A 26,198-nucleotide genomic window follows, 5' to 3' on the forward strand; every position below is an offset into this window, starting at 1 on the left:
ACGCGGTCACGGAGGTGGTCCAAGTGCGCAGCATTAGGGCCAGCCCTCGTATAGCCCGGGGGGAGGGCCGCGGAGGGGGCGCCCCTCCACAGGAAGTGAGCGGTCAGTCGCAGGCGGGCGCAGGCGCGATGGCACCCGTGGTGCCGTCGATGGTGCTGGCGGCGGTGATGGTCGACGGGCCGTCGGGGTCCTCACGGAGGAAGCCGCCGGTCGTCAGGCCACCGACCGTCGCCGGGTACGCGTCGTTCTCGGCGTAGTAGGCCTCGACCGCGGTCTCGACCGTGCGGATCTCGGTCCGGCATGCGGCCTCCTCTCCGTTGTCCGAGATGCCGCGGACGGAGAAGACCACGATCGCGGCGAGCACGCCGAGGATGATGATCACGATGAGCAGCTCGATGAGCGTGAAGCCGGACTCGTCACGGCGGAGGCGGCGGGCGCGGGAGAGGGCGTTGTGGAGCATGGCGGATCCTTCGGAAATCGGGAGAAAGGGAGCAGCCCCGAGCGCTGACTCGATGAGAGCACCGGCCCTCGACCGGCTTTCGGGAATTCCGAGAGAACAGCCGATTTCTTAACCATGACGCCCGTTTGTCTATACCGATGACCGGATTTCTTTTCCGTATTCCCGTCATAAAGCCCGGCGGGCTCGAACGACGGCGGAGATATCGGTCTAGCGTTCTAGACCGATATCGCTACATCACCTCGCGGTGGCGACCCACGGCAGCAGCAGCTCGTCCCAGAGGTCGGCGTTGGCCCGTCGGAAGAACCCGTGGTGGCCGATCCGTCGCCCGTCGAGCTGGCGCGGCGAGTAGCGCTGGCGGACCTGGTCGGCGTTCACGTACCAGTCGTGCAGGTGGCCGATGCTCTGCCCGCTGAGCAGCTCGTCGTCCTCGAACGACAGCGACATCAGCGGCGCCTTGACCGCCGCGAAGAGGTCCGGTGCGTCGGGGTGGTCGGCCTGGAGGTACTCGGGGTGGCGGCACCAGCGACCCCACTGCCGCATCACGCCGGTCGGCACGTCGTCGAGCAGGCGCAGGCGCGAGCCCGGGTAGTAGCCGGCGACCCGGGTGGCCAGCGGCACCACGACCGCCCACAGCAGCGGCGCGGCCCACCGGATCCGCGGGACGTTGCGCCGCCAGTAGCCGTCGCCGGCCGCCACGGTGATCACCTGCGCGAGCCGGCCGTGGTCGACGAAGGGCACCATCTGGCCGCCGAGGCTGTGACCGACCCAGGTCAGCGGCAGGTCGTCGTCGGTCCCGTCGGCGAACCACGCGAGGGCGTGCGCGGCGTCGGCGATCCACCGGTCGACGTCGGCGGTCTCGGCGCGCATCTGCGCCGGGCCGCCCATGCCGCGGTAGTCGAGCGTGGCCACGCGGAACCCCTGCGCGGCCAGCCAGCGGCAGAAGGCCGCGTAGTACGCCGCGGGCGTCGCCATGGCGGGGGCGAGGAACACCGCCCCGCGCGCCGGACCCTCAGGCTCGAAGACGTGCACCGACAGCTCGCGCCCGTCGTCGGCGACGACCGGTGCCAGCGCCGGCGCCAGGTCGTTATGACGAGTGTTATATCCCATGCCGGGAGGATATGACGGTCGTCATAGACGAGGCAATAGGATGGGCGGCATGGCGCGCGACACACGGTCCCGGATGGTCATCGGCGCTGCCCGCATGGTCGGCACCCGGGGCCCCGGCGGCACCAGCCTCCGCGAGCTGGCGAAGGAGGCCGGGGTCCCCCTCGGCTCGACGTACCACCACTTCCCCGGCGGCAAGCGGCAGCTCGTGGACGAGTCGGTGCGGTTCCTGGGCGACCACGTCGCCCGCATCATCGACTCCTCCAGGGAAGGAGGGGTGGAGGCGGCCCTGGACGCCCTCGTCGCCCAGTGGCGGCGGGTGCTCGAGGACAGCGGCTTCCGCACCGGCTGCGCCGTGCTGGCCGTGGCCACCGAGGACGACCCGGAGCTGCGCCAGACGGCCACCGACGTGTTCGCCATGTGGCAGGAGCACCTCGTCGCGGTGCTCGTCGCGGCCGGGACGGACCCCGCGCGGGCGCCGCGGCTCGCGCGCACCGTCGTCGCAGCGGTCGAGGGCGCCGTCGCGCTCTGCCGCGCGGAGCGCTCCGTGGCTCCGCTGGAGGACGTGAGCCAGGAGCTGCGGCTGCTCCTGGAGGCCGCGCGCTAGGAGGACGCCGGCCGTCGCGCTGCGGTGTCGCCGGCGGGAGCCAGCGCCTCGACGTGGCGGCTCATCTGCTTCTTGACGAACCGGATCGCCGGGCGTGGCGCCAGCTTGATCGCCAGGCTCATCAGCTTGGCGTCCGTGCCCACGTAGACGTGCAGCCGGTCGCGCTCGATGCCGGCCAGCATGGCCCGGGCCGCGTCGGGCGCCGAGGTCATCCGCGCCGCTGCTCCCTCGACCTCGGACTCCTCCGGCCGGTCGAGCCCGGAGTTCTCGGTGATGGACGTGTCGACGGCACCGGGGAAGATCACGGTGACCCTCACGTCGGTGTCCAGCAGCTCGGCGTACAGGCCCTCGGTCAGCAGCTTGACCGCCGCCTTGCTGGCGCCGTAGACGGTCTGCCCCGGGAAGGGGAAGAAGCCGCCCATGCTCGCCACGTTGGCGATGTGGGCCTCGGGACGGCGCAGGAGCACGGGCAGGAACGCCCTGGTCATCGCCAGGGTGCCGAAGTAGTTCACCGCCATCACCCGCTCGATCGCGGCGTCGTCGAGGTCGACGACGGGCACGAACGGCTGGATGATGCCGGCGTTGTTGACCAGGCCGTCCACGGCTCCGTGCGCGGCCTCCACCGCGGCGGGCAGCGCTGTCACGGCATCGCGGTCGGTGATGTCGGCGACGTGCGTCGAGAGCCGGTCACCGGCGCCCGCCGCCTCGGCGACGGCGGCGAGACCGTCGCCGTTGCGGTCGACCGCGGCCACCCGCGCGCCGCGGTCCAGCAGCGCCAGCACGAGCTCGCGCCCCATGCCGCTGCCCGCGCCGGTGACGACCCAGACCTTGCCGTGGACCTTCATCGCGTTCCTCCTCGCCCGCGGCCTCGGCCGCCCGGCCGGGCGCCTGGCCATGGGTCGAACAGTCTCCACGATGTCGGCGCCAGCCAATAGGCTGGCCGCCGCGCGGGGCCGAGGGGTCCGCCGGACAGACACCGGAGGCGACGTGGGGATCGAGTTCAGCGGCGTGGGCAAGACGTACGCCGACGGCACGGTCGCGGTCGCCGACTTCTCCTGCACGGTCCCCTCCCACCGCACGCTCGCCCTCGTCGGCTCGTCCGGGTCGGGCAAGACGACGTTGATGCGGATGGTCAACCGGATGGTGGAGCCCACCACCGGCACCGTCCTGATCGACGACCAGGACGTCCGCGGGCTCGATCGCGTCGCCCTGCGCCGCTCCATCGGCTACGTGCCGCAGGCCGGCGGCCTGCTCCCCCACCGCCGGGTCGTCGACAACGTCGCGACGGTCCCCGTGCTGACCGGCACCCCGAAGCGCAGGGCCCGCGAGGAGGCCAACGGCCTGCTCGAGCTGGTCGGTCTCGACCCGGCCCTGGGCAGGCGCTACCCGGGCCAGCTCTCCGGCGGCCAGCAGCAGCGGGTCGCGGTCGCCCGGGCGCTCGCCGCCCAGCCCAACATCCTGCTGATGGACGAGCCCTTCGGAGCGGTGGACCCGATCGTGCGCCGCGACCTCCAGGACCAGCTGCTCGAGCTCCAACGGCGGCTGGGCAAGACGATCGTGCTGGTCACCCACGACGTCGACGAGGCGTTCCGGCTCGGCGACGAGGTGGTCATCCTGAAGACCGGGGGCGTCGTCGCACAGGCCGGCACTCCCCAGCAAATCATGGCCTCGCCGGCCGACGACTTCGTCCGCGATTTCATCGGCGCCGACCGCGCCGAGCGCAGCCTGGGGACGGTCGTCGTCGACGGTCGCTCGGTCGTCGTCGACGGTGACGGGCGCCCCGTGGGGGTCCTCGGTTGACCTGGCTCTCCGCGAACCGCGACCACGTGCTGGGGCTGCTGCTCCAGCACCTGCTGCTCGCGCTCCCCGCGGTGCTGGTCAGCGTGGTGGTCGCGCTCGTCCTCGGGCGCGTGGCCTGGCGCTGGCCGCGGGTCGGCGGTGCGGTGCTCGGCGCCGCGAGCCTGCTCTACTCCGTGCCGGCCCTGCCGTTGCTCATCGTGGTGCCCGTCGTGCTCGGCATCCCGCTGCGGTCCGGGCTCAACCTGGTCATCGCGCTGAGCATCTACGGCACCGCGCTCCTCGCCGGCACCGCCGCCGACGCGTTCCGCTCGATCGACCAGGGCGTCCGCGAGGCGGCCCAGGCGATGGGCTACTCCCGGGCCGGGCTGCTGTGGCGGATCGACCTGCCGCTCGCCGTGCCGGTGCTGCTGTCCGGCATCCGGGTCGTGATGGTCAGCACCGTCAGCCTCGTCACGATCGGGGCGCTCGTCGGCATCCAGAGCCTCGGGAACCTGCTGACCGACGGGTTCCAGCGCGGCATCCAGGAGGAGATCGTCACCGGCGTGGTGCTCACGATGGCCCTCGCGATCGCCCTCGACGGCTTGCTTGTCCTCGCCGGCCGGCTGCTCACCCCGTGGGCCGACCGGCGCAGGTCGTCCCGACCGCTGAGGTCGCTCGGCGGCGCGGAGGTGGCAGCGGGATGAGCCTCTTCGGCGACGCGCTGGCCTGGATCGGCGACCCGGCCCACTGGGGCGGGCCCGGCGGCATCGACACCCGCCTGCTCCAGCACCTCTGGGTGTCCTTCGCCGCCGTCGGCGTCGCGGCGGCCCTTGCGGTTCCGCTCGGCATCCTGATCGGCCACACCGGCCGCGGACGGCTGGTGGTCGTGGCCCTCGCCGGCGCCGTCCGGGCCGTGCCCACCCTCGGCCTGCTCACCCTGCTCGGCCTGGCTCTCGGGATCGGCGTCGACGCCCCCCTGATCGCGCTCGTCGCCCTCGCGTTCCCGTCGCTGCTCGCCGGTGCCTACGCCGGCGTCGAGTCCGCCGACCGGGGCGCCGTCGACGCCGCCCGGGCGATCGGCATGAGCGAGCTGCAGCTGGTGACCCGCGTCGAGGTCCCGCTCGGGGCCGACGTCATGCTCGGCGGACTCCGGGCGGCCACCCTGCAGGTCGTCGCCACGGCCACCCTGGCGGCGTACATCTCCGACACCGGCCTCGGCCGCTACCTCTTCGCCGGGCTGAAGGCCCGCGACTACCCCCAGATGCTGGCCGGCGCCCTGCTCGTCGCGGCGCTGGCACTCGTCCTCGACATCGCACTGGACGCCCTGCAGCGCAGCACCCGCGCCCACAGCCGTGCCCCCCGCTCCCGCCGGCCCACCGGGGCCGGACAACTGGAAGGAACACCATGACCCGCACCCGGATCGGGCTGGCCCTGGCCGCCGTCTCCGCGCTCACGCTGTCCGCCTGCGGCGACTCCGACCCGCTGAGCTCCGGCGACAACGACTCCGAGACGATCGTGATCGGATCGCAGGACTACTACTCCAACGAGATCATCGCCGAGGCCTACGCCCAGGCGCTCGAGGCCGAGGGCTTCGAGGTCGACCGCCAGTTCAAGATCGGCCAGCGCGAGGTCTACCTCCCCGAGATCGAGTCCGGCTCGGTCGACCTGTTCCCGGAGTACACCGGGCCGCTGCTGCAGTACTGGGTCGCGGACACCGAGGCCCGGCTCGCCGACGACGTGTACGCCGAGCTCGAGGACGCCACCCCGGAGGACCTCCGCGTCCTCGAGCAGTCGCCCGCCACCGACCAGGACTCCTACGTGGTGACGCGCGAGTTCGCCGAGAAGTGGGACCTGGAGACGATCGAGGACCTCGCCGACGTGGACGAGCCGCTGACCTTCGGCGCCAACTCCGAGGCCGAGGACCGCCCCAACGGCCCCAAGGGCCTGAAGGAGGCCTACGGCGTGGACGTCGCGTTCACCCCGATCGAGGACGGCGGCGGCCCGCTCACGGTCAAGGCGTTGGAGAACGGCGACATCCAGCTCGCGATCATCTACACCGCCGACCCGCGCATCAAGAGCAACGACCTGGTCACGCTCGAGGACACCAAGGGCCTGTTCCTGGCGTCGCACGTCGTGCCGCTCGCGAGCGACGACGTCAGCGAGGAGGCCGCGGAGGTGATCAACGAGGTCAGCGCGGCGATGAGCCCCGAGGACCTGGTCGACCTCAACGCGCGCAGCGTGGACGAGAAGCTCCCCGCCGAGACCATCGCGAAGGACTGGCTGGAGGAGGAAGGCCTGCTGTGACCGGGGCGACGGGCGACGGCGAGGGCCTCCCGGCGCTCGCCGTCACCGGCTCGACCGGCGCGCTCGGGCAGCAGGTCGCCCGGGCGCTCGCGGAGGCGGGCGTGGCGCAGCGCCTGCTGGCCCGCTGCCCCGGTCGCGCGCCGGTGCTCCCCGGCGCGGTCCCGGTCCCCGTCGACTACGGCGACCGTGCGCTGGCCCTCCAGGCCCTCGAGGACGTCACGACCCTGCTGATGGTGTCGGCCTCCGAGGCGCCCGACCGCGTCGCGCAGCACCTCACCTTCGTCGACGCGGCCGCCGAGGCCGGCGTGCGGCACGTCGTCTACACCTCGTTCCTCGGCGCCTCGGCCGACTCGGTGTTCACGCTGGGGCGCGACCACTGGGCCACCGAGCAGCGGATCCGCGACAGCGGCATGGGGTTCACCTTCCTCCGCGACAGCCTCTACCTCGACTTCCTGGCCGACCTGCCCGGCGACGACGGGGTGATCCGCGGACCCGCCGGGCAGGGCCGGGTCGCCGCCGTGGCGCGCAGCGACGTCGCACGGTGCGCGACCGCCGTACTGCTGGCGCCGGAGGCGCACGCCGGCGCCACCTACGACCTCACCGGACCGGAGGCTCTCACCCTCGACGAGGTCGCGCAGGCGCTGTCGGCCCACACCGGCCGCCGGGTCACCTTCCACGACGAGACGGTGGCGGAGGCCTACGCCTCGCGGCGCCGCTGGCCGGCGCCCGCGTGGCAGTACGACGCGTGGGTCTCCACCTACACCGCGATCGCCGCCGGCGAGCTTGAGCAGGTCAGCGACCACGTCCGCACCCTGACCGGACGCGACCCGCTGACCCTCCGCCAGTTGCTCGCCGAGCAGGACCGGTGACCCGCCTCAGGTGATCTCGGGCAGGTTTTGCTCCACCCCGAGCAGCGCGCGGAACGGGTCGCCGCACCGCTCCAGCCGGTCGAGGACCGTGCGGATCGTCCACCGGTCGGGCCGGAGGCCGGGGTCGTCGAGCTCGTCCCAGCCGATCGGGACCGAGACCGGCGCCTCGCGGGCCGGCCGGGTCGCGTACGGCGCCACCAGGGTCTTGTTCACCGCGTTCTGGGTGTAGTCCAGCCGCGCCAGACCGCCCCGCGCCCTCTTCTCCCACTTCCAGCTGACCAGGTCGGGCAGCACCTTGCCGACCGTGCGCGAGAGCCGCTCGGTCCACGCGCGGGTCTCGGCGAAGCTGTAGCCGGCCCGGATCGGAACCCAGATCTGGATCCCGCGCTTGCCGGTCACCTTGGCGCGACCGGTCACGCCGAGGTGCTCCAGCGCCGTCCGGTGCAGCCGAGCCAGCTGGAGCAGCTCGTCCCACGTGGTCGACTCCCCCGGGTCCAGGTCGATCAGCGCGTAGGTCGGCTCGTGCATCGCCGTGGTCCGGGAGGTCCACGGATGCCACTCCAGCGCGCCGAAGTTGGCGGCCCAGACGAGAGCGGCGGCCTCGTCGACGACCAGGTAGGTCCGCGTCTCGCCGGGATCGGCCTCGGGGTTGTCCCAGCGCGGCAGCCACTCCGGCGCGTGGGACGGCACCTCCTTGTGCCAGAACCCCTTGCTGTCCGCGCCGTCGGGATAGCGGTGCAGGTTGACCGCCCGGCCCTCGAGGTAGGGCAGCGAGAGCGGCGCCACCCGGGCGACGTACGCCAGGAACTCGCGCTTGGTCACCGGCGGATCCCCCGGAAAGAGCACCTTGTCCAGGTTGGTGACCTTGAGCCGGCGACCGAAGACCTCCCAGGTGCCCTCGTGGCCGAGCTCCTCCAGCGCGGCGATCGCCTCGTCCGGCACGGACTCCGGCAGCAGCGACACCTCCGCCTCCGCCGCCGGCACGCCCGAGCGCCACAGCCGCGCCGGGTCCGCCTCGACCTCCTCGTTGGTGCGACCGCTGACGACCGATCGCGGGTGCTCCTCGGGGTCCCACCCCGGCACCGCGTGCGCGTCCTTCTTGTGCAGCAGCAGCCACTGCTCGCGCTCGCCGTCGCCCTTCCCGCGGCGCACCAGGACCAGCCGGCCCCGGAGCTTCGCACCGTGCACCTCGGCGTGGAGCTCGCCCCGCCGCAGCTGCTCGGCGGGGTCCTCGTCACCGGCCGGCGACCAGGTGCCGGTGTCCCACACGATGACGTCCCCGCCGCCGTACTCGCCCCTGGGGATCACGCCCTCGAAGTCGATGTAGTCGATCGGATGGTCCTCGACGTGCACGGCCATCCGCCGCACCGACGGGTCGAGCGTGGGCCCCTTGGGCACCGCCCAGCTCACCAGCACGCCATCGATCTCGAACCGCAGGTCGTAGTGCAGCCGGCTGGCGCGGTGCCGCTGCACCACGAAGCGACGCTCGGCACCGCCCGTCGGGCCACCGCCGCCGGCGGGCTCCGGCGTCCTCCGGAAGTCGCGCTTCCGCCGGTACGTCGCCAGGTCGCCCATGCGTGTGCGGTGCCCGGCGGCCACCGAGCCATACGCCGGGCTCGGCGGCGGCCCGCCGCTGGACCTAGCGGGGACCGTCGGGGTGGATGCTCCGGGTCTCGGCGCGCGCGTACTTGCGCGGCAGCCAGTCGCGGACGTAGACCTTGGGCAGCGCCTTGGCCACGGCGAGTGCGACGAACATGACGGTGTTGAGCGCGACGAAGGCGGCGAGCACCGCGAACCACTCGGTGCGCAGCACGTCCTCGGGAAGCAGGATCCCGAGCGGGGCGAGCAGCGGCGCCATCAGCCGGCCACCAGCGTCGCGTCGGTCTCGACGCCGTTGCCCCAGGCGGCACGCCGGCCGCTGGAGATGTCGACGATGCCCTTGAGGAAGACGGCGTTGAGGTAGAGGGCGTAGAGCAGCTCGGGCAGCACGAGCGCCGCGACGACGCGCGCGCCCCAGCCGCCCTGCCAGACGGTGACCACCCGTTCGACGGAGAACACCAGACCCATCCCGAGCCAGAACGGGAACCAGATCCAGGCGTCGAAGGAGACGGTGAGCACGAGCATCATCCCGACGTAGCCCATCAGGGCCAGGGCCCCGTAGCCGATGCCGAGCTGCTGGGCCCAGTAGCGGAAGGTCTGGGGGCGGACGCCGTAGGCGCCCAGGTTCTCCAGCGCGCCCCGCTGCCAGCGCAGCCGCTGCACCCACAGCGCGCGCCAGGTCGCCATCACCTCGGTGACGACGCGGCACTCGGCGGGCGACATCATCAACGCCCCCAGCGTCTTGAGCGCGAGAGTGATCTCGTTGTCCTCGGTCAGCACCAGGGTGTCGTAGACATCGCCGTTCACGCCGGGGATCGACCGGCCCCGCTCGGCCGCCACGGCGCGCAGGGCCCGCGGCCGGAACACCGTCGCGGTCCCGGTGAGCACGTAGACCCGGCCGCGCCGTCGCCGGATCTCGCGGGCGTAGCGGGTGAACTCGTTGCGCTGGAACTGGCCGAGCACGCCGTGGCCGTCCTCGCCGTAGAACAGCCCGCCGATCGCCATCAGGGCACGGTCCTCGGTCATCCGGCGGACGACTCCGGCGAGGAAGCCGTCGTCGAGCTCGGTGTCGGCGTCCATCACCATGACCAGGTCGTTCTCGCCCTGCTGGGGCAGCAGGCCGGCGAGCGCCTGGTTGAGTGCTCCGGCCTTCTTGCGCGTGTTGCCGACGGTCTCGAAGACCTCCACGCCCATGGAGCGGGCGATCTCGGTGGTCCGGTCGGTGCAGTTGTCGGCGACGACCACCACCCGGTCGGGCGGGCTGGACTGCCGGAGCAGCGAGGTGAGCGTCGCCTCGAGGCGGGACTCCTCGTTGTGCGCCGGGATCAGCACGGTGATCGTGACCGGCCCCGCGAACCGGCCGCGCGTCTCGGCCATGACGACCTTCGGCGCGAGCGGCTGGTGCGCCCGGTCCTCGCTGCGTCGTGCCGAGTCGGTGACGCGGCGCTCGAGGGCCGCCACCCCGGCGGCGAGGAGCAGGGCCAGCCCGACGGCCGCGGCGAGCACGCCGAGGGTGGGCACCTCGGTGTCGTAGAAGAACTGCCACGTCCCGAGGATCACTCCCTGCGCAGGGTCGTCGGCGTAGCCGGCGGCCGAGCCGGACACCGACCAGCCCACCAGGACCGCCCCGCCGAGGGCCGCGCAGATGATGAGCAGACCGACGTAGCGTTGCAGTCTCATGGGGTCACGCTAAGGCGACCTCCGACCGCCCCGGACGGCTTCCCCGCAGCCCTGACCGATCGGACGGACCCGCCGGGACCAAGGTCCCGACCTTCGGCGTTGGGACGGTCCCGCGCCGGTGGCGTTCCTACACTTCCAGCACCTGACGCACCCGCGTCGGGCCAGCAGAGGGAGAACGCCATGGGGTCGCACTCGGACGACCACGCGTCGGGCGACGGGAAGCGGCTCCGGCTGATCATCGAGGCGGCGCCCAACGCCATGATCATGGTCGACGAGCGTGGGCGGATCGTCCTGGTCAACTCCGAGGCCGAGCGGTCGTTCGGCTACACCCGTGACGAGCTGCTGCGGATGGGCATCGACGAGCTGGTCCCCGAGCGGGCCCGCAAGGCCCACCGCAGCTTCCGCGACGCCTACTTCGCCGACCCCGACCGCCGCGGCATGGGCGTGGGCCGCGAGCTCTTCGGGCTGCGCAAGGACGGGACCGAGCTGCCGATCGAGATCGGCCTGAACCCGATCGACATCGACGACGAGCACTTCGTGCTCGCCTCCATCATCGACATCACCGAGCGGCTGGACGGCCAGCGCGCCGAGGCGTCGGCCCGGGACGACGTGCTGCGGCGCTCGATCCTCGACACCATCCCGTTCAGCATCCTCGCCACCGATCCCGCCGGCCGGATCGTCACCGCCAACCCCGCGGCCGAGGCGCTGCGGGGCTTCCTGCGCGAGTAGCTGATCGGCGCCTGGCTCACCGAGATCGACGCCGAGCCGCGCGAGGCGCGGCTCGACGGGACCGTGGCGCTGGAGCGCGACGACCACGACGTCGAGTGGCGCTACCGCCGCAAGGACGGTACGACGGTCGTGGTCAGCGAGGCCGTCGTCGCGCTCCAGGACGAGGCGGGCCGGACGACCGGTCACCTCGCGGTCGCCTACGACATCGCCAAGCGGGTCGAGGCGCGGGAGCGGATCGAGCAGATGCTCACCCACGACGCGCTCACCGACCTGCCGAACCGGGTGCGGCTGATGGACCACCTCGCCGCGTCGTGCGCCGCCGCCGCCCGCGCCGGGAGCGAGGTCGCCCTGCTGCTGCTCGACCTCGACCACTTCAAGCGGATCAACGACTCGCTCGGCCACGACGTCGGCGACGCGCTGCTGCGGCAGGTCGCCGAGCGCCTCCGCGCCTGGGTGCGCGACGGCGATCTCGTCGCCCGGCTCGGCGGCGACGAGTTCGCGGTCGTGTTCCGCGACGTCCATCCCGTCGTCGACCTCACTCCGCGGATCGAGGAGCTGCTCCAGGCGCTGCTCGCGCCGGTGGAGGTGATGGGCTACGAGCTCATCGTCACCGCGAGCATCGGCGCGGCCGTCTTCCCGTGCAACGGCTCGGACCCGGCGACGCTGCTGCGCCACGCCGACACCGCGATGTACCGGGCGAAGGCGTCCGGCCGCGACGGTCTCCAGTGGTTCCACCCGACGATGATCGAGGAGACCCAGGACAAGCTGGCGCTGTCCGCCGCGCTGCGCCAGGCCCTGGGCCACGGCGAGCTCTCGATCGTCTACCAGCCGCAGCTCGACCTCTCGTCCGGTCTCGTCGTCGGCGTCGAGGCCCTCGCCCGCTGGTGGAGCCCTGAGCTCGGCTCGGTGGCGCCGGACCGCTTCATCCCTGTCGCCGAGGACAGCGGCATGATCCACGACCTCGGCACCTGGGTGCTGCGACAGGCGTGCACCGACGTGGCGCTGCTCCAGGACCAGCTCGACCAGCCGCTGCGGCTGGCCGTGAACGTCTCGCCCCGACAGCTCCTCAAGAGGGGCTGGGTCGACGAGGTGGAGAAGGCGGTGGCCGACGCGGGACTGGCGCCCGACCAGCTCGAGATCGAGGTCACCGAGGGCCTGCTCGTCGAGGACCGCGGGGATGCGGTCGAGAAGCTCACCGCCGTGCGCGAGCTGGGCGTCAAGGTGGCCGTCGACGACTTCGGCACCGGCTACTCCAGCCTCGCCTACCTCAACACGTTCCCGATCGACAAGATCAAGATCGACCGGTCGTTCGTCCACGGCATCTCGGGCGACGAGCCGGGCTCCGCGATCGTCGACGCCATCATCGTGATGGCGCACGCCCTCGGCATGACCGTCGTGGCGGAGGGCGTGGAGAACCGGGTCCAGGAGCAGTACCTCGCCGCCCGCGGGTGCGACGAGGTCCAGGGCTACCTCTACAGCCCCGGCGTGCCGGCGGCCGACCTGCTGACCAAGGCCCAGGTGCGCGCCGGTGCCCGGCGATCGGCCCCCTGAGCAACCGCCGCGCTGGGTGCCTCGGGTGGCGCCCGTCGCCGGCGGCACCGCCGTACTGATCGCCGGAGTCGTGCTCGTCGCGTGGGCGCGCGGGCCGGAGCCGGCCCACGACTGGGTGCCGTCGCTGACCGCGATGAAGGTCAACTCGGCGCTCTGCGTCCTCGGCGCCGGGCTCTCCCTCCTGGCCAACCGTTCCAGCCGGCGGGGCCTCGCGCTGGCGGCCCTGGTGCCGCTCGTCCTCGGAGGTCTCACCCTGGTCGAGTGGCTCGGCGATGTCTCGCTCGGCATCGACGAGCTGGTCATGGACGACCCCCGGCAGGCGACGGCCCCGGGCCGGCCGTCCCCGCAGCTGGCCGCGGCCGTGGTGATCTTCGCCGTGGCCAGGCTCGCCTCGGCCTCGCACCGGGAGCGGGTCGGCCGGTTCGGAGGCGCCGTGACCGCGCTCTTCGCGATCGCCGTGGTCGGCCTGGAGACCGGCTACCTCTACGGGGCGCCGGAGGTCACGTCCGCGAGCAGCGGAGCCACGATGACGCTTCCGTCCGCGGCCGCCGCGCTGGTGCTCCTCGTCGGGCTCCTCGCCCTCAACGCCCACCGCCGGCCGCTCACCTACCTCTGGCACCGGGGCCTGACCGGGACTCTGACGCGCAGCGTGCTGCCCGCCGTCATCCTCGTGCCGCCCGCCCTCGGCATGGTCCAGATCGCCGGTGAGGAGCGCGGCTGGTACGGCCTGCACTTCGGCGTCGCCGTGTTCACCGCGTCGATGATGGTGGCGCTGGCCGTCGTCGTCACCGTCACCGCCCGTTCGGTGCAGGCCGCCGAGGCCGAGGTGGACGCCGCCACCGCGCAGCTGCAGTCCTACCTCGACGCTGCACCCGACGCGATGGTGATGGTGGACCGGCTGGGTGTGATCCGGTACGCCAACCCCCAGGTGCTCGACCTCGTCGGCTACCGGCCCGAGGAGGTGGTCGGACGCCCGCTCGACGACGTGCTGACGGCCGAGTCGCAGCGCGAGCACGCGCGGTTGCGGACCTCGTTCACCGAGCGCGGCACCCACGGCCGGTCGCGGTCCGGCGTGGACCTCGCGGTGCAGCATCGCGACGGCCGGACCATCGCCGTGGAGGTCACCCTCGGTCCCGTGAAGACGTCGCAGGGTCGGTGGGTGGCGGCCGCGATCCGCGACGTGACCGAGCGACGTGACGCCGAGCGCGCGCTGCGCGACGCCGAGCAGCGCGCGCGGTTCCTCGCCGACCACGACCCGCTCACCGGGTTGTGGAACCGGCGGCGGTTCGAGCGCGAGCTGGCCACCGCGGTCGAGTCCTCCCTCGGCAGCGGAGCGCTGCTGATCATCGACATCGACCACTTCAAGGCCGTCAACGACACGCTGGGTCACCATGCCGGCGACGAGCTGCTGAAGGCGGTCGCCCGCCGCCTGACCGAGTGCGCCGGCCCGCACGGGTCGGTCAGTCGGATCGGCGGTGACGAGTTCGCGGTCCTCCTTCCTCGCAGCGACCGGCTGGAGGTCGACCGCATCGCCCGGCAGGTCGTGGGCGCGGTGCGCGCGTGCGCCGGCGTGCCGCCGCTGGATGCGGTCGTGGACCCGGTCGGCGCCTCGGTCGGCGCCGCCTGCTTCGACGACCTGGCGGCCACGGAGCGGACGCGGCGTGGAGTGCTCATCCGTGCCGACGAGGCGCTCTACGAGGCGAAGCGAGCGGGCCGCGGCCGCCACTCCGTCGCGGCCCTGCGGCCCGCCGCGGGGTGAGGACCCCGTCCTCGCCGGACCTCGGCGAGGGGCCGGTCAGGCGACGACGCCGACCGTCTCGGGCTGGAAGCCCGGGAAGACCTGGGCCGACGAGGCGCCCATCCGCCTGACGGCCACCTCGGCCAGCACGCTGCGGTAGTCGGTGGTCACGGAGAGGTCGCCGTTCACCGTGTTGGTGAGGCCGGGCCAGCGGCCGTAGTAGCCGCCCTTCACTCCTGCTCCGAAGAGCATCATCACGTTGCCGTGACCGTGGTCGAGCCCGTTGTTGGCGTTCTCCTTCGTACGACGCCCGAACTCCGAGAGCGTCACCAGCGTCACCTTCGAGGCGAGCGGGCCGAGGTCGGTGAAGAACGCTGCGATCCCGGCCGCGAGCTGCTTGGTCATCCGCTGCATGTGGCCCCACTCCAGGGTGCCGAGGTCGACGTGGTGGTCCCAGGAGCCGTAGTCGATCGCGATCACCTCGGCGCCCACGTCGCCCCGGACCGTGCGGGCCGCGGAGGCGAGGGCCTCGCCGAAGCCGCCGCGCGGGTAGACCGCGCCGTTGGCCGGGGCCGTGGCCGTCGCCCGGACCGGCTCGAAGTCGTCGATGGCCTGCATCGCCGCCCGCGCGCCCGCACCGAGCGGCCCGGGCGCACCCGCCCACATGGTGCGCATCGAGCGCGGCCGGCGGCCGGCGGTGTCCCACTTGTCGGCGCCGGCGAGCCGCATGTCCCGGACGTTGCTCACCGCGACGCTGGGCTGCGGTCCGGCGAGCGACATCGGGGTGACCGACTCGCCCAGCTGGATGGCCTGGAGCGGGTTGTCGTAGCCGTCCCGCCCGATCAGGCGGTTGAGCCAGCCCACCCGCGCGTCGGATCCGGGGTCGGCGTCCTCGACCTGCTCGATGGCGGCGAAGTGCGAGCGGTTGGGCACCGGCAGGCCGGTGGCGTGGACCGCGGCCATCGACCCGGCGCTCCACAGCGGCATCAGCGGCTCGAGGAACGGGTGCAGGCCGAAGAAGCCGTCCTTGGCGAGCAGCCGGGCCGACGGGACGGCGAGCCGGGGACGGGCCTCGTAGTAGACGGGGTCGCCGTGCGGCACCACCAGGCTCATGCCGTCGACCGCGCCCCGCATCGACAGCACCACCAGCACGGCCGGCGCCGAGCGGGTCGCGGCGTACGACGTCTGCACGAACGCCGACCCGAAGGCCGCGGTGGTGGTGAGCCCCGCGCCGGCGGCCAGGGCACCCCGGAACAGGCCACGGCGGGAGATCCCCCGCTCCAGGCTCGCGTACTCGGGGCAGGCACAGCTCTCGGTCGTCATCACGTCACCTGGTCATGTGGGCTGGGGAGTCGAGGAAGACGGTCAGCAGCCGCGCCATCTCCCACTGGACGATGCGGTGCTGGGAGGTGATCACCTCGGCGGGCCGGCAGCCGGTCGCCTCGCAGGCGACGCGCAGCAGCAGCGACGTCGAGGAGCGCCCGAGGATCGTGCGCGAGAGGTGGTCGACCAGGTGGTCGAACCGCACGCGCGACCGCGGCAGCCAGCTGACCGGCTTGCGGTAGGCCACCCCGACCGTCGGGTACCACCCGCCGGAGAGGGTGTAGTGGATGTCGAGCGACGCCAGGAAGCGCGAGGTCGACGACCACGCCGCCGCCGTGTCGGGACGGCCGTCGGGACGCTGCCAGGCGAACGGCTTCATCCCCAGCGAGCTGCACTGCCACAGGATGGCGTTGGCGGCCGAGCTGTCGGTGCTGCTGGCGGGCCGCGCGGTGAACCGGGCACCGAGCGCCCGGTAGGTGGCGACGACGTCCTCCGACGGCGTGCGCACCTTCTGCCCGGCCGAGCGCTTGAAGGAGGTGGTCGCCACGAGCGCCTTGAGCACCGGCCGGATGGCCGTGCCGTTGTCGAGGTACACCTTCGCGAGGTGGGCGACCAGCGCGTCGGACGGGGTGTCGGACACGAACCGCTGGGCGAGCTTGCGGGCGATCCGCCGCGCCGTCGCCGGGTGGTGGGCCAGGTAGCGCAGGTAGGCGCTGAGCACCGGCCGCCCGTCCGGCTCGCTGTTGGCGTGCTCGAAGCCCATCACCTTGACCGGTCCGGTCCAGTGCCGGGCCGGGTCGTACCAGTACCGCCAGTCCGACCAGATGCCCATCCGGTAGCCGGTCAGGATCCGTGCCGAGGCCTTCACGTCGTCCTCGGTGTAGTTGCCGACGCCGACGGTGTGCAGCTCCAGGAGCTCGCGGCCGAGGTTCTCGTTGGGCGCGCTCTTCGAGGAGTTCGCGTTGTTGAGGTAGACCGCCATCGCCGGATGGGTGATCGCGGCCTCCAGCAGCTGGGCGTAGCTGGTCAGCGCCAGGCTCCGCACCGTCTTGCCGTACGACGTGCGGAACGGGCCGACCTCGCCGTTGGCGGGCACGTGCAGGTGGTGCTCCCAGAACTCCGCCATCACCTCCTGCACCTGGCGCTTGGAGCCGTAGCGGCGCACCATCGCCCAGCACTGGTAGTTGGCGTCGGCGCGCCAGAACTCCTCGACGTTGTCCTTCTGGCGCTGCCAGATGACGTCCTCGGAGGCGTTGATCGACACCCACCAGTCCGACGTGGCGTGGTACCAGCTGTCGTCGTACTTGTAGCGGAGCTGCTTGTCGAACCACCGCGTGAACCCGCCGGCCGAGGCCACCTGCCGGTAGAGGTACGGCGTGTAGCCCGCGGTGAACCGCTGCAGGGCGTGCAGCGTGGCCGGCCACGGGACCCGGGTCCGCGCGTAGGCGCGCGGCCGGTAGGCCGCCTCCGCGGGCGAGGCCGCGAGGACGGTCGCGGCACCGGCTGCGGGCACGACCGCCGATGCGGCGACGAGCGAGCGGCGTGAGGTGGTCACGTCCGTCGATCGGCCCCGCCCCGTCGGGCCTGAGTGGTCGGCCGGTCCCGATCGGGTCCCGGCGAGGTCTGAGCCGGGTCGGAACCGGTTAACGCAAGGCCATGACCCGCTTCGGCTTCCATGCCAGCCACGAGCAGATCGATCCGGCCCGGCTCCTCGCCGACGTGCAGCATGCCGAGCAGGCCGGCTTCGAGATGGCGATGTGCTCCGACCACTTCGCGCCGTGGAGCAGCCGGCAGGGACACTCCGGCTACGCCTGGTCGTGGCTCGGTGCCGCGCTGGCGACGACCGGGCTCACCTTCGGCGTCGTCAGCGCGCCGGGGCAGCGCTACCACCCGGCCGTCCTGGCGCAGGCCGTCGCCACGCTCGGGTCGATGTTCCCCGCACGGCTCTGGGTCGCGCTGGGCAGCGGCGAGGCGGTCAACGAGCACATCACCGGCACCGGCTGGCCGCGCAAGGAGACTCGGGTCCGACGCCTGGAGGAGTGCGTCGACGTGATCCGGCGGCTGCTCGAGGGACAGGAGGTCAGCCACGAGGGCCTCGTCGCGGTCGACCGGGCGCGGCTGTGGGAGGTGCCGGACCCGCGTCCTCGGCTCGTGGCTCCCGCCGTCTCGGTGGCGAGCGCCGCCCGGGTGGCCGCGTGGGGCGAGGGCCTGGTCACCGTCAACCGGCCGCCGGAGCGGCTGCGCGAGGTCGTCGCGGCCTACCGCGACGCCGGCGGGCGAGGCCCGCTGGCCCTGCAGGTGCATCTCTCCTGGGCGCCGACCGAGGACGAGGCCGAGGCGATCGCCCACGACCAGTGGCGGAGCAACGTGTTCGCCGAGCCCGTCGCCTGGGACACCGAGACGGTCGAGGGGTTCGACGAGGTGTCGGCACACGTGGGGCCCGCCGCCGTACGCACCGTGGTGGACGTCTCCGCCGACCTCGGCTGGCACCGGGACCGGCTCGCCCGCTATGCCGAGCTGGGCTTCGACGAGGTCTACCTCCACCACGTCGGGCAGTCCCAGGAGCGGTTCCTCGACACGTTCGGCGAGAAGGTCCTTCCCGACCTGTCGCGCGCCTCCTGAGCCGGGGCGTTCGGCCTCAGCCGGCCTGCCGGAACTTCGTGTACGTCGCCATCCGGATCGAGCGGCCCTTGGTCTGCGCGTCGTTGCCGCCCTGCTGCATCCACCGCCACCCTCGGCCGAACCACAGGTAGCCGTCGACGAGCCGCAGCGCGTCCCGGCGGAGCTCCGGGCGGTTGCGGGTCAGGCCGACCTTGCCCGCCTCACGACCGACCGGGTTCCAGGTGGGTCGGTGGCCCAGGGTCTGGCAGACCCGCTCCGTGCGCGACCGGCACGTCGGGGTGTTGTCGAACTGGTAGTACAGGTTGCCGGTCGAGCGGAACTTGCGCCCCCAGCGCGCGTCCCACTGCTTCCAGGTGAACGGGGTGCCGTTGTCGGCGGTGTCGATGACGGCCTTCTTGCCGCGGATGCCGTGCCTGGCCAGCGCGGAGCTGAGCCTCTTGGCGAACGCCACGTTGTCGGCCACGGAGTCGTAGTGGGTCGCGCCCAGGGCGAAGCCGCGGACGTGCTGGATGCCGCTGGCCCGCAGCAGCCGTACCGCCTCGTCGACGTAGAGCCAGTCCGCGGAGCCGGCGTCGATGTAGATCGCCTCGCCGCGCAGCTTGGCCGAGAGGTACTTCGCCGACCACGCGGTCATCCGCTTGCGGATGCCGGGCGTCGGGTCCGGCATCTCCCGTCCGTCGTTGCCGTGGTTGGCGGAGATCGCCAGGTCCGGCTCGAGGATGATCGCCACGCGCGCGTTGCCGATGCCGGCGGCGATCTGCTTGATCCAGCGCTGGTAGCGCTCCATCGACCAGGACATCCGCGGGCGCTTGCCGTTGCGGACCTCGCCGTCGGGCCACAGGCCGAAGATCGCCAGCTGCACCAGGGCGTCCGGGTCGCTGCGCCGCGCGTCCTTGACGTAGGACGCCACCGAGTTCCGGACGTTCGCCACGTTGCAGGAGCCGCAGTTGGCGAACCAGCGCGCCTTCGGCGTCTTGGCGATCTTCGCCAGCGCCGCCCTCCGGGTGGCGTTGCGCTCGCCGCGGTAGTTGATCATCTCCGGGTTCGCCCGCGTCGTGATCGTCGAGTACTTCCACGGGCCCGCCTTCGCGAGCGGGTTGCGCGGGTTGCTCGGGTGCGGTGAGCGGGCGGCGTCGGACGGTCCGACCAGGCTGAGCGCGAGCAGCAGCGTGACGGCGACGGGCACGAGGACGCGGAGGCGGTTCTTCATGGTGCCGTTCCCTTCGACCCCGCGGCCGGCGACCGAAGTGAATTCTCCGGGCTTGGTTCCAGAGCGGATGCTCTGTTATATTCCGGAGCACTTGCTCTACAACCTTCGGAGGCGCCCGATGCCCCAGCTCAGCCACGACGGTCCGGTCTGGACGCTCGACCTCGGCGACGACGAGAACCGCTTCTCGCCCGACTGGATGGACGCGGTCGAGGCCGCACTCGACGCCGTCACCGGTTCGCCGGAGGCGGCCGTGCTGGTGACGACCGGCAGCGGCAGGTTCTACTCCAACGGCCTCGACCTCGACTGGCTCGGCGCTCATCCCGAGGACCTGGGCTCCTACGCCGGCCGGGTCCAGGCGCTCCTGGCGAAGGTGCTCACCCTCCCTGTGCCCACGGTGGCCGCCGTCAACGGGCACGCCTTCGGCGGCGGCGCGATGCTCGCGATGGCGCACGACTACCGCGTGATGCGCGAGGACAGGGGCTACTTCTGCTTCCCGGAGGTGGACATCCGGATCCCCTTCACGCCCGGCATGGCCGCGCTCATCCAGGCCAAGCTGTCGCCGCGCACGGCCGTCGACTCGATGACCACCGGCCGGAGGTACGGCGGCGCCGAGGCTGTCGCGGCCGGACTGGTCGACGCCTCCGGGCCGCTCCCCCAGCTCCCGGCTCTCGCGCGCGACCTGGTCGCCGGCCTCGCCGGCAAGGACCGCGGGACCCTCGGCCAGATCAAGTCGACCATGTTCGCCCGCGAGGTCGACGCCCTGCTCGGCCCGCTGGACTGACCCCGTGGCCCGCCCGCGCTCGCACGACCTCGACGACCTGCTCGACCACGCCCGCGCGCTCTGGGTCGAGGGCGGCACGAGCGGCCTGACGATCCGCGCCCTCAGCACCCGCTCGGGCGTCTCCAACGGCGCGATCTACAACGCGTTCGGCAGTCGCGACAACCTCCTGGCGCGGGTGTGGGTGCGCGAGGCGGACGCCTTCCTCGACTTCCAGGCCGCCGAGGCGGACCGTGCCGCTGCGCACGGCACGCCGCACGACGCCGTCGCCGCCGCCGCGCTGGCCCCGGCGTCGTACGCCGAGCGTGAGGAGGAGGCCGCGCGCCTGCTGCTGGCGGTGCCGGTCGGCGAGGTGGTCAACGCCGACCTGGCTCCCGAGGTGGGCGCGCAGGTGCAGGACCAGCGCCGGCGGCTGGGTCGGCTGATCCGCGACCTGGCCGAGCGGCTGTGGGGCCGCTCGGACAGGTCCGCGACCACGCTGGTGACCTACTGCCTGGTCGACCTTCCGGGCCGGCTGCTGCTCGCGACGGCCCGGCCGACCGACCCGCTGGCCCGGCACGCCCTCGAGCAGGCGGTCCGCGGGATCACCGCGGCCGCCCCGCCGCCGTGACCGGTGGCGGACGCCGCCGGCCTCAGTCGCGCTGCAGGATGAAGAAGTAGGGCCGGGGCAGGGGCCGCATGTCCATGCACCCGAGCAGGGTGCCGTCGTCGACCCGACGGAAGTGGTCGATGATCGGCAGGTGGTCGTAGACCATCGCGGCCGAGACCACGCCCCGGTGCTCGATGTTGCGCAGCCGGGCGCGGGGCCGGGTGGTGCGCAGGCCGGGCTTCAGCACGCCGAGCGCGCCGCGCCCCTTCTCCACCAGGGACGGCGACACCTTGTCCACGATGCCGAGCGGCACCCGCCGCGGGTCGACCGGGAAGATCTCGCCCGCGGGCGTCGTGAACAGCAGCGGGTGCACGCCGTCGACGCCGTCGAACTGCTTGCCGTACCACCCCGACGCCTCCAGCCGGCCGTCCATCGGGTGGCCGGTGCCGAGCTCGCGTCCGCGCCAGCGGCCGGTGATCTCCTCCGCGCGCACCGCGTCGAGGCTGTCGTAGAGCGCGAGCGCCTCGGTCAGGTCGCAGGCCGGCTCGAGGGCGGAGAGTCGGTCGGTGGCGTTCATGCGCGGGGTCCTTCCAGGCGGGAGCGTTGGCCCCATGATGCCGCTGCGCCCTCCTTCAGCCGGCGGCAGGACCCCGCTCGCGCCGCGCCTGCGCGAGCTGCTTCACCTCGGTCCAGCTCGGGTAGCGCTGGCGCAGCGTCGCCCCGCTCGGCGCACCGGCCTGCTCCCGGGCCCATGCCGAGTAGTCGGCGAACGTGCCCGTGCTGCCCGGGCGGCTGAGGTACGACGCCACGACCGCGATCACGTCGTCGTCGGACCAGCGGCGGCTCGTCGAGCGGGTCTTGTTGGTGCCCACCCCGGCCTTCGCGCAGGCTTCGTTCCAGGAGCCGAAGCGGCGGATCAGCAGCGCCGGGGAGGCGGCGTCACGACCGCGCTGCCAGGCGTCGTACGCACTGGCGGGCAGGGGCTCGCCGAGCTCCGCGGCGGCCGACCGCAGGTGGCGCAGGAGCTGCTCGTCGCTGAACTCGGGGGCGCGCATGCCAGCACGTTAGCCCGCGGCGGCAGGTGGCTGCCCCCCGCCGCGGGCGCCGCCGTCTACATCAGGCCGTGGTGCTCCTCGAACACCAGCACCGTCTGCGTGGCGAGCACCTCGGGCAGGGACTGGATCCGCTCCAGCACCAGGTCGCGCAGGTGCTCGGTGTCGCCGGCGCGGACCAGCATCACGCAGTCGAAGTCGCCGGCGACGAGAGCGACGTGGGCCGCCTCCTCGAGCGCCCACGCCTTCTTGCGGAACGACTTCCAGGAGTTCTGCTTGATCCGGACGTGCACGTAGGCGGAGACGCCGAGGCCGAGGGCGGCGTGGTCGACGTCGACGGTGAAGCCGCGGATCACCTTCGTCTCCACCAGCCGGTTGAGCCGGGCGTAGGCGCTGGCGCGGCTGATCCCGACCCGGGCGGCCAGGTCGCGCACCGAGGTCCGGGCGTCGGCGCGCAGAACGTCCAGCATCGCGTGGTCGACGGCGTCCATGGCTGGACATCCTGCCACGGATCGGGATCAGATGAAGCCGATCGTCTCGCCGACCTGGTGTCGCGGCGGACACAGTCGCAGACTGCAGCCATGTTCGAGGAAGCGCAGTACTTCGCCCCGATCGTCGAGCACGACGACGGCAGCCTGCAGGTGCAGCTCGGCCAGGACCACCCCGGCTTCGCCGACCCGGAGTACCGCCGGCGCCGGGACGCCCTGGCCACCCTCGCGGCCGGCTGGCGACCCGGCGAGCCGTGCCCCACCGCCGACTACACCGCGACGGAGCACGAGGTGTGGCGCGCCGTGAGCGAGGCGCTCGCCCCCCGGCACCGCGCCTATGCCTGCCGTGAGTTCCTCGAGGGCAAGGATGCGCTGGGGCTGCCGACCGACCGGGTGCCGCAGCTGGAGGAGGTCAGCGCCGCGCTCGCGCCGCTCACCGGCTGGCGCTACCTGCCCGCAGCCGGGCTGGTGCCGCTGCGCGACTTCTACGGGTCGCTCGCGGACCACACCTTCTGGGCGACGCAGTACGTCCGCCACCACTCGGTGCCGCTCTACACCCCGGAGCCCGACGTCATCCACGAGGTGATCGGCCACGGCAACACCCTGGCCCACCCGCGGTTCACCGCGATGTACGAGCTCGCCGGCCAGGCGTCCCGCCGCGTGGAGACCCAGGAGGCGCTGGAGTTCGTGAGCAAGGTCTTCTGGTTCACCCTCGAGTTCGGCGTGCTCTGGGAGCAGGGCGAGCTGCGCGCGTACGGCGCCGGCATCCTCTCCTCCCCCGGCGAGATCGAGGAGTTCCGCGCGATGACGATCCGGCCGCTCGACCTCGTCGCGATGGGGACCACCGACTACGACATCACCGCCTACCAGCCGCTGCTGTACGCCGCCGAGTCGTTCACCCAGTTCGAGGACGTCGTCGGGACGTTCTGGGCGGAGTGCACCGACGACTCGATCGCGGCTCTGGCGCACGCGACTGTCTGACCCTCGCTCCGCCCCTCACCCCGGCACGACCCAGGTCGGCTTCGCACCGCCCTCCCGGGAGGAGTTGACCACCATCGAGCCGGCCTCGAGCGCGACCCGGGTCAGCCCGCCGCGCAGGACGGTCACGCCGGTGGCGTCGCGGACGGCGAAGACCCGGAGGTCGACGTGCCGCGGCTCGAGCCGGCCGTCCACGACCACCGGTGCGGTGGAGAGCTCGACCACGTCCTGCACGATCCAGGTCTCCGGGTCCGCGACGATCGCCGCCCGGGCTGCGTCCACCTCCGCCGACGTCGCCGCCGGGCCCACCACGACGCCCTGTCCGCCCTGGCCGTCGCGCGGCTTGGCAACCAGCTCGTCGAGCCGGTCCAGCGCCGCCGCCCGGCGATCGGGGTCGAGCAGGTCGTAGGTGGTGACCGACGGCAGCGCCGGCTCCTGGTGGAGGTGGAAGCGGACCAGGTCGTCGACGTAGGCGTAGAGCAGCTTGTCGTCGGCCACGCCGGTGCCGAACCGGTTCACCATCCCGACGCGCCCGTCCAGGACGGCGTCCAGCACCACCGCCGCCAGCGGCGTCAGCTCGCCGTCGTCGTCGCGCACCTGGTCGCCGTCGGTGCGGCGGTAGAACGAGCGCACCGGCGTGCCGTCGGCGAGCTCGACCCGGTCGCCCACCGCGCGAAGCTCCGTGCAGTCGGCGAGGCGGAGGCCGGCGACCTCAGCCAGCCGGCGGTGCTCGAACCACGCCGAGTTCTGCTCGCCGTCGGACAGGAGCACCAGCTCGCCCTCGACGTCGGGCGCAGCCGACTCGAGCGCCCGTCGCAGCGCCGCCGCGCCGGCGCGGAGGTAGTCGCCGCCCTGCCCCGACACCGTCTCGCCGAGCCCCGCCTCGGCGGCGACGGCGTCGTCGGCCGCCTGCGCGTAGGCCAGGCCGGACGGCGTCCGGAGGTTGTCCTCGAGCACCCGGAAGCGTCCGTCCGCACCGCGGACCAGGTCGAAGCCGGCCACGGTCAGCCAGCCGTCGGCCGGCGCGCGGGCGCCGATCAGGTCGCGCTCGAAGTACGGCGTGTCGGCGAGCACCCGCTCCGGGACCACGCCCTCCGCCACGGCCCGCCGGGCGCCGTACGCGTCGGCGACGAAGGCGTTGAGGGCCTCCGTGCGCTGCTCCAGCCCGCGGGCGATGGTCGCCCACTCGGTCTCGGTCAGCAGCCGCGGCACCGGGTCCACGCGGAACGGGTGACCGTCCACGCCCCCGAACACCGCGCCCTCGGCCGCCAGCCGGTCGTTGACCCGGCGGGTGAGCCCGTCGAGGTCGGTCCCCTCCAGCCGCTCGAGCAGCTCCGCGTACGGCGCGCGGGCCCGGCCGCTCTCGTCATGGGCCTCGTCGTAGGCCCGGTCGTGCACAGTGCGCTGCTGCATGGTGGCCCCCTCCCCTGGTCGGCATGCTCAGAGGTGCGGTACCCGGGCCGCGCCGGGGTCAGTCAGGCGGACCGTCAGGCCGATCGGCGGGCACTGAACGCCGCGAGCGCGGTGGTCACGGGCACCGCAGCCACCAGGCCGATCGTGGCCACCACGCTGCGGACGATCTCCTGGGCGATGATCTGGTCGGTGACGACCGAGCCGAGCGACTCGTCGCTGGCGACGATGAGGATCAGCAGCGGCAGCGCCGAGCCGGCGTACGCGAGGATGATGGTGTTGACCACCGACGCGATGTGGGCGCGGCCGACCCGGCTGCCGGCCCGGTAGAGCTGGCCGAACCCGTACGCCGGGTTCGCCCGGGCGACCTCGGTGACCGTGGCCGCCTGGGTGACGGTGACGTCGTCCAGCACGCCCAGCGAGCCGATCACGATGCCGGCGAGCAGCAGGCCCTCGGTGTTCACGCTGTGCACCACGCCGACGGAGGTGGAGATGTCGTCGGTGACGCCGGTCAGGTGCAGCGCGGCCACCGCGGCGGCGGAGAGGAGGCCGGTGAGCACCAGGCTCGCCAGCGTGCCGAGCACCGCCACGGTGGTCGCCAGCGCGAACCCGTGGGTGAGGTAGAGCACGGTCAGCACGACGGCGGACGAGCCCACGATCGCGACGAGGAGCGGCGACTCACCGGCGAGGATCGCCGGGACCACGAACAGCAGCAGCAGGGCGAAGGTGACGCCCAGGCCCGCCAGCGCGGTCAGTCCCCGCCACCGGCCGAAGGCCAGGAGCGCCAGCACGAACGCGCCGGCCACCACCCACAGCGCGCTGGCGCGCTGGTGGTCGACGATCGAGAACGACTCGCCGTCCGGACTGCTGGTCTCGATCAGGACGACGTGGTCCCCCTCGGACACCCGGGGCGCGCCCGGGCCGTTGGGGAGGATGGTCTCGACGGTCGTGCCCTCCTCGGCCCCCTCGTCGATCCGCACCTGCGCGGTCCCACACCCGTTGACGTCGTCGGTGAGCTCCTCGGCGCACTCCTCGCGCTCGATCGCGACGATCTCGCCCTGCGACTCCGCCGCCGCCGTCGCCTCCGCCGGCCGTGAGATGTCCTCCGCGGGCCAGAGCCACACCATCGCCGCGACGGTGAGCACCGCGAGGGGCGCGATCACGACCAGCGCGATGCGGCGCATGCGGCCGGTCTCCGGCGCCGCGTGCCGGCCGTGCTGTCCGCCCATGTGCTGCGCTACCTCACCCGTCCGGATCCGTGTCGTGCTCCTGGCTGCCACCGAGCGGCGCCTCCCGATGCTAGTCGGGGGCGGCGGACCGGCAGCCGG

27 protein-coding genes are annotated in these 26,198 nt (G+C 73.0%); 13 read left to right on the forward strand and 14 right to left on the reverse strand.

Annotated features, from left to right (window positions below; genetic code table 11):
- Positions 1-103 precede the first annotated feature (103 nt).
- Both ACPOLA_RS12765 and ACPOLA_RS12770 read right to left on the reverse strand, forming a co-directional pair.
- On the reverse strand, positions 104-460 hold the full coding sequence (locus ACPOLA_RS12765) for a prepilin-type N-terminal cleavage/methylation domain-containing protein (RefSeq protein ID WP_435770821.1): 357 nt from the start codon (positions 458-460) through the stop codon (positions 104-106).
- 234 nt (positions 461-694) lie between these two features.
- Positions 695-1,567 (reverse strand): alpha/beta hydrolase family protein, encoded by an 873-nt coding sequence (locus ACPOLA_RS12770; RefSeq protein ID WP_435770822.1) that lies wholly within the window; start codon positions 1,565-1,567, stop codon positions 695-697.
- A gap of 49 nt (positions 1,568-1,616) precedes the next feature.
- Between ACPOLA_RS12770 and ACPOLA_RS12775 the strand changes: the two genes are divergently transcribed.
- On the forward strand, positions 1,617-2,171 hold the full coding sequence (locus tag ACPOLA_RS12775) for a TetR/AcrR family transcriptional regulator (protein ID WP_435770823.1): 555 nt from the start codon (positions 1,617-1,619) through the stop codon (positions 2,169-2,171).
- On the opposite strand, the gene ACPOLA_RS12780 is transcribed toward ACPOLA_RS12775, so the two are convergent.
- The gene (locus ACPOLA_RS12780) at positions 2,168-3,016 is read right to left on the reverse strand and encodes an SDR family NAD(P)-dependent oxidoreductase (RefSeq protein WP_435770824.1); all 849 of its coding nucleotides are present in this window, start codon (positions 3,014-3,016) and stop codon (positions 2,168-2,170) included. The two genes, ACPOLA_RS12775 and ACPOLA_RS12780, sit on opposite strands and share 4 nt — an antisense overlap.
- Before the next feature lie 142 nt (positions 3,017-3,158).
- Between ACPOLA_RS12780 and ACPOLA_RS12785 the strand changes: the two genes are divergently transcribed.
- From ACPOLA_RS12785 to ACPOLA_RS12805, 5 genes are read left to right on the forward strand one after another with little or no spacing between them, the layout of a single operon-like run.
- The gene (locus ACPOLA_RS12785) at positions 3,159-3,971 is read left to right on the forward strand and encodes an ABC transporter ATP-binding protein (RefSeq protein ID WP_435770825.1); all 813 of its coding nucleotides are present in this window, start codon (positions 3,159-3,161) and stop codon (positions 3,969-3,971) included.
- Positions 3,968-4,654, forward strand: coding sequence for an ABC transporter permease (locus ACPOLA_RS12790; protein WP_435770826.1), 687 nt, complete (start codon positions 3,968-3,970; stop codon positions 4,652-4,654). The genes ACPOLA_RS12785 and ACPOLA_RS12790 overlap by 4 nt, the downstream gene beginning before the upstream one ends.
- Positions 4,651-5,358, forward strand: a complete 708-nt coding sequence (locus tag ACPOLA_RS12795; RefSeq protein WP_435770827.1) for an ABC transporter permease — start codon at positions 4,651-4,653, stop codon at positions 5,356-5,358. The genes ACPOLA_RS12790 and ACPOLA_RS12795 overlap by 4 nt, the downstream gene beginning before the upstream one ends.
- Positions 5,355-6,254 carry an ABC transporter substrate-binding protein gene (locus tag ACPOLA_RS12800; protein ID WP_435770828.1) on the forward strand — a complete coding sequence of 300 codons (900 nt, stop codon included), beginning with the start codon at positions 5,355-5,357 and terminating at the stop codon, positions 6,252-6,254. Before ACPOLA_RS12795 ends, ACPOLA_RS12800 begins: the two co-directional genes overlap by 4 nt.
- A complete protein-coding gene (locus ACPOLA_RS12805; RefSeq protein ID WP_435770829.1) occupies positions 6,251-7,123 on the forward strand; it encodes an SDR family oxidoreductase in 873 nt (290 codons plus the stop codon). Before ACPOLA_RS12800 ends, ACPOLA_RS12805 begins: the two co-directional genes overlap by 4 nt.
- Before the next feature lie 6 nt (positions 7,124-7,129).
- On the opposite strand, the gene ACPOLA_RS12810 is transcribed toward ACPOLA_RS12805, so the two are convergent.
- The 3 genes from ACPOLA_RS12810 to ACPOLA_RS12820 all read right to left on the reverse strand — a co-directional run bounded on the left by ACPOLA_RS12810 (position 7,130) and on the right by ACPOLA_RS12820 (position 10,402).
- Complete coding sequence (locus ACPOLA_RS12810; RefSeq protein WP_435770830.1) at positions 7,130-8,698, reverse strand: DNA polymerase domain-containing protein; 1,569 nt, start codon at positions 8,696-8,698, stop codon at positions 7,130-7,132.
- 64 nt (positions 8,699-8,762) lie between these two features.
- Positions 8,763-8,981: a hypothetical protein gene (locus ACPOLA_RS12815; RefSeq protein WP_435770831.1), complete on the reverse strand. Its 219-nt coding sequence runs from the start codon at positions 8,979-8,981 to the stop codon at positions 8,763-8,765.
- Complete coding sequence (locus ACPOLA_RS12820) at positions 8,981-10,402, reverse strand: glycosyltransferase family 2 protein (RefSeq protein ID WP_435770832.1); 1,422 nt, start codon at positions 10,400-10,402, stop codon at positions 8,981-8,983. Before ACPOLA_RS12820 ends, ACPOLA_RS12815 begins: the two co-directional genes overlap by 1 nt.
- A gap of 180 nt (positions 10,403-10,582) precedes the next feature.
- On the opposite strand from ACPOLA_RS12820, the gene ACPOLA_RS12825 reads away from it, so the two are divergent.
- From ACPOLA_RS12825 to ACPOLA_RS12835, 3 genes are all read left to right on the forward strand, one after another.
- Positions 10,583-11,131 (forward strand): PAS domain S-box protein, encoded by a 549-nt coding sequence (locus ACPOLA_RS12825; protein WP_435770833.1) that lies wholly within the window; start codon positions 10,583-10,585, stop codon positions 11,129-11,131.
- 63 nt (positions 11,132-11,194) lie between these two features.
- A complete protein-coding gene (locus ACPOLA_RS12830; protein ID WP_435770834.1) occupies positions 11,195-12,682 on the forward strand; it encodes a putative bifunctional diguanylate cyclase/phosphodiesterase in 1,488 nt (495 codons plus the stop codon).
- 25 nt (positions 12,683-12,707) lie between these two features.
- Complete coding sequence (locus ACPOLA_RS12835; protein ID WP_435770835.1) at positions 12,708-14,441, forward strand: diguanylate cyclase domain-containing protein; 1,734 nt, start codon at positions 12,708-12,710, stop codon at positions 14,439-14,441.
- A 36-nt stretch (positions 14,442-14,477) separates the two neighbouring features.
- Here ACPOLA_RS12835 and ACPOLA_RS12840 read toward each other — a convergent pair whose 3' ends face one another.
- Both ACPOLA_RS12840 and ACPOLA_RS12845 read right to left on the reverse strand, forming a co-directional pair.
- Positions 14,478-15,743 (reverse strand): DUF1501 domain-containing protein, encoded by a 1,266-nt coding sequence (locus ACPOLA_RS12840; RefSeq protein WP_435770836.1) that lies wholly within the window; start codon positions 15,741-15,743, stop codon positions 14,478-14,480.
- A 4-nt stretch (positions 15,744-15,747) separates the two neighbouring features.
- Positions 15,748-17,298 carry a DUF1800 domain-containing protein gene (locus ACPOLA_RS12845; RefSeq protein WP_435770837.1) on the reverse strand — a complete coding sequence of 517 codons (1,551 nt, stop codon included), beginning with the start codon at positions 17,296-17,298 and terminating at the stop codon, positions 15,748-15,750.
- Between the two features lie 101 nt (positions 17,299-17,399).
- Here ACPOLA_RS12845 and ACPOLA_RS12850 point away from each other — a divergent pair, with 101 nt between their 5' ends.
- On the forward strand, positions 17,400-18,365 hold the full coding sequence (locus tag ACPOLA_RS12850; RefSeq protein WP_435770838.1) for a TIGR03885 family FMN-dependent LLM class oxidoreductase: 966 nt from the start codon (positions 17,400-17,402) through the stop codon (positions 18,363-18,365).
- A 16-nt stretch (positions 18,366-18,381) separates the two neighbouring features.
- Here ACPOLA_RS12850 and ACPOLA_RS12855 read toward each other — a convergent pair whose 3' ends face one another.
- A complete protein-coding gene (locus ACPOLA_RS12855; RefSeq protein ID WP_435770839.1) occupies positions 18,382-19,575 on the reverse strand; it encodes a glycoside hydrolase family 6 protein in 1,194 nt (397 codons plus the stop codon).
- Positions 19,576-19,693: 118 nt separating this feature from the next.
- Here ACPOLA_RS12855 and ACPOLA_RS12860 point away from each other — a divergent pair, with 118 nt between their 5' ends.
- Positions 19,694-20,356: an enoyl-CoA hydratase/isomerase family protein gene (locus ACPOLA_RS12860; protein WP_435770840.1), complete on the forward strand. Its 663-nt coding sequence runs from the start codon at positions 19,694-19,696 to the stop codon at positions 20,354-20,356.
- A gap of 4 nt (positions 20,357-20,360) precedes the next feature.
- A complete protein-coding gene (locus ACPOLA_RS12865) occupies positions 20,361-20,963 on the forward strand; it encodes a TetR/AcrR family transcriptional regulator (RefSeq protein WP_435770841.1) in 603 nt (200 codons plus the stop codon).
- Positions 20,964-20,985: 22 nt separating this feature from the next.
- On the opposite strand, the gene ACPOLA_RS12870 is transcribed toward ACPOLA_RS12865, so the two are convergent.
- Genes ACPOLA_RS12870 through ACPOLA_RS12880 form a run of 3 tightly spaced genes read right to left on the reverse strand, consistent with a single transcriptional unit; the run spans position 20,986 to position 22,485 of the window.
- Positions 20,986-21,519, reverse strand: coding sequence for a DUF4334 domain-containing protein (locus tag ACPOLA_RS12870; protein WP_435770842.1), 534 nt, complete (start codon positions 21,517-21,519; stop codon positions 20,986-20,988).
- 55 nt (positions 21,520-21,574) lie between these two features.
- Positions 21,575-21,997, reverse strand: a complete 423-nt coding sequence (locus ACPOLA_RS12875) for a homing endonuclease associated repeat-containing protein (RefSeq protein ID WP_435770843.1) — start codon at positions 21,995-21,997, stop codon at positions 21,575-21,577.
- 56 nt (positions 21,998-22,053) lie between these two features.
- Positions 22,054-22,485: an Lrp/AsnC family transcriptional regulator gene (locus ACPOLA_RS12880; RefSeq protein ID WP_435770844.1), complete on the reverse strand. Its 432-nt coding sequence runs from the start codon at positions 22,483-22,485 to the stop codon at positions 22,054-22,056.
- A gap of 90 nt (positions 22,486-22,575) precedes the next feature.
- On the opposite strand from ACPOLA_RS12880, the gene ACPOLA_RS12885 reads away from it, so the two are divergent.
- Complete coding sequence (locus ACPOLA_RS12885; RefSeq protein WP_435770845.1) at positions 22,576-23,463, forward strand: phenylalanine 4-monooxygenase; 888 nt, start codon at positions 22,576-22,578, stop codon at positions 23,461-23,463.
- 15 nt (positions 23,464-23,478) lie between these two features.
- Here ACPOLA_RS12885 and ACPOLA_RS12890 read toward each other — a convergent pair whose 3' ends face one another.
- A complete protein-coding gene (locus ACPOLA_RS12890; RefSeq protein WP_435770846.1) occupies positions 23,479-24,873 on the reverse strand; it encodes a circularly permuted type 2 ATP-grasp protein in 1,395 nt (464 codons plus the stop codon).
- Positions 24,874-24,947: 74 nt separating this feature from the next.
- Positions 24,948-26,099, reverse strand: a complete 1,152-nt coding sequence (locus ACPOLA_RS12895; protein WP_435770847.1) for a YibE/F family protein — start codon at positions 26,097-26,099, stop codon at positions 24,948-24,950.
- Positions 26,100-26,198: the final 99 nt, after the last annotated feature.

Origin of the sequence: Nocardioides proteolyticus, from assembly GCF_051280635.3 — a bacterium.
In the GTDB taxonomy this organism is placed as follows: domain Bacteria; phylum Actinomycetota; class Actinomycetes; order Propionibacteriales; family Nocardioidaceae; genus Nocardioides.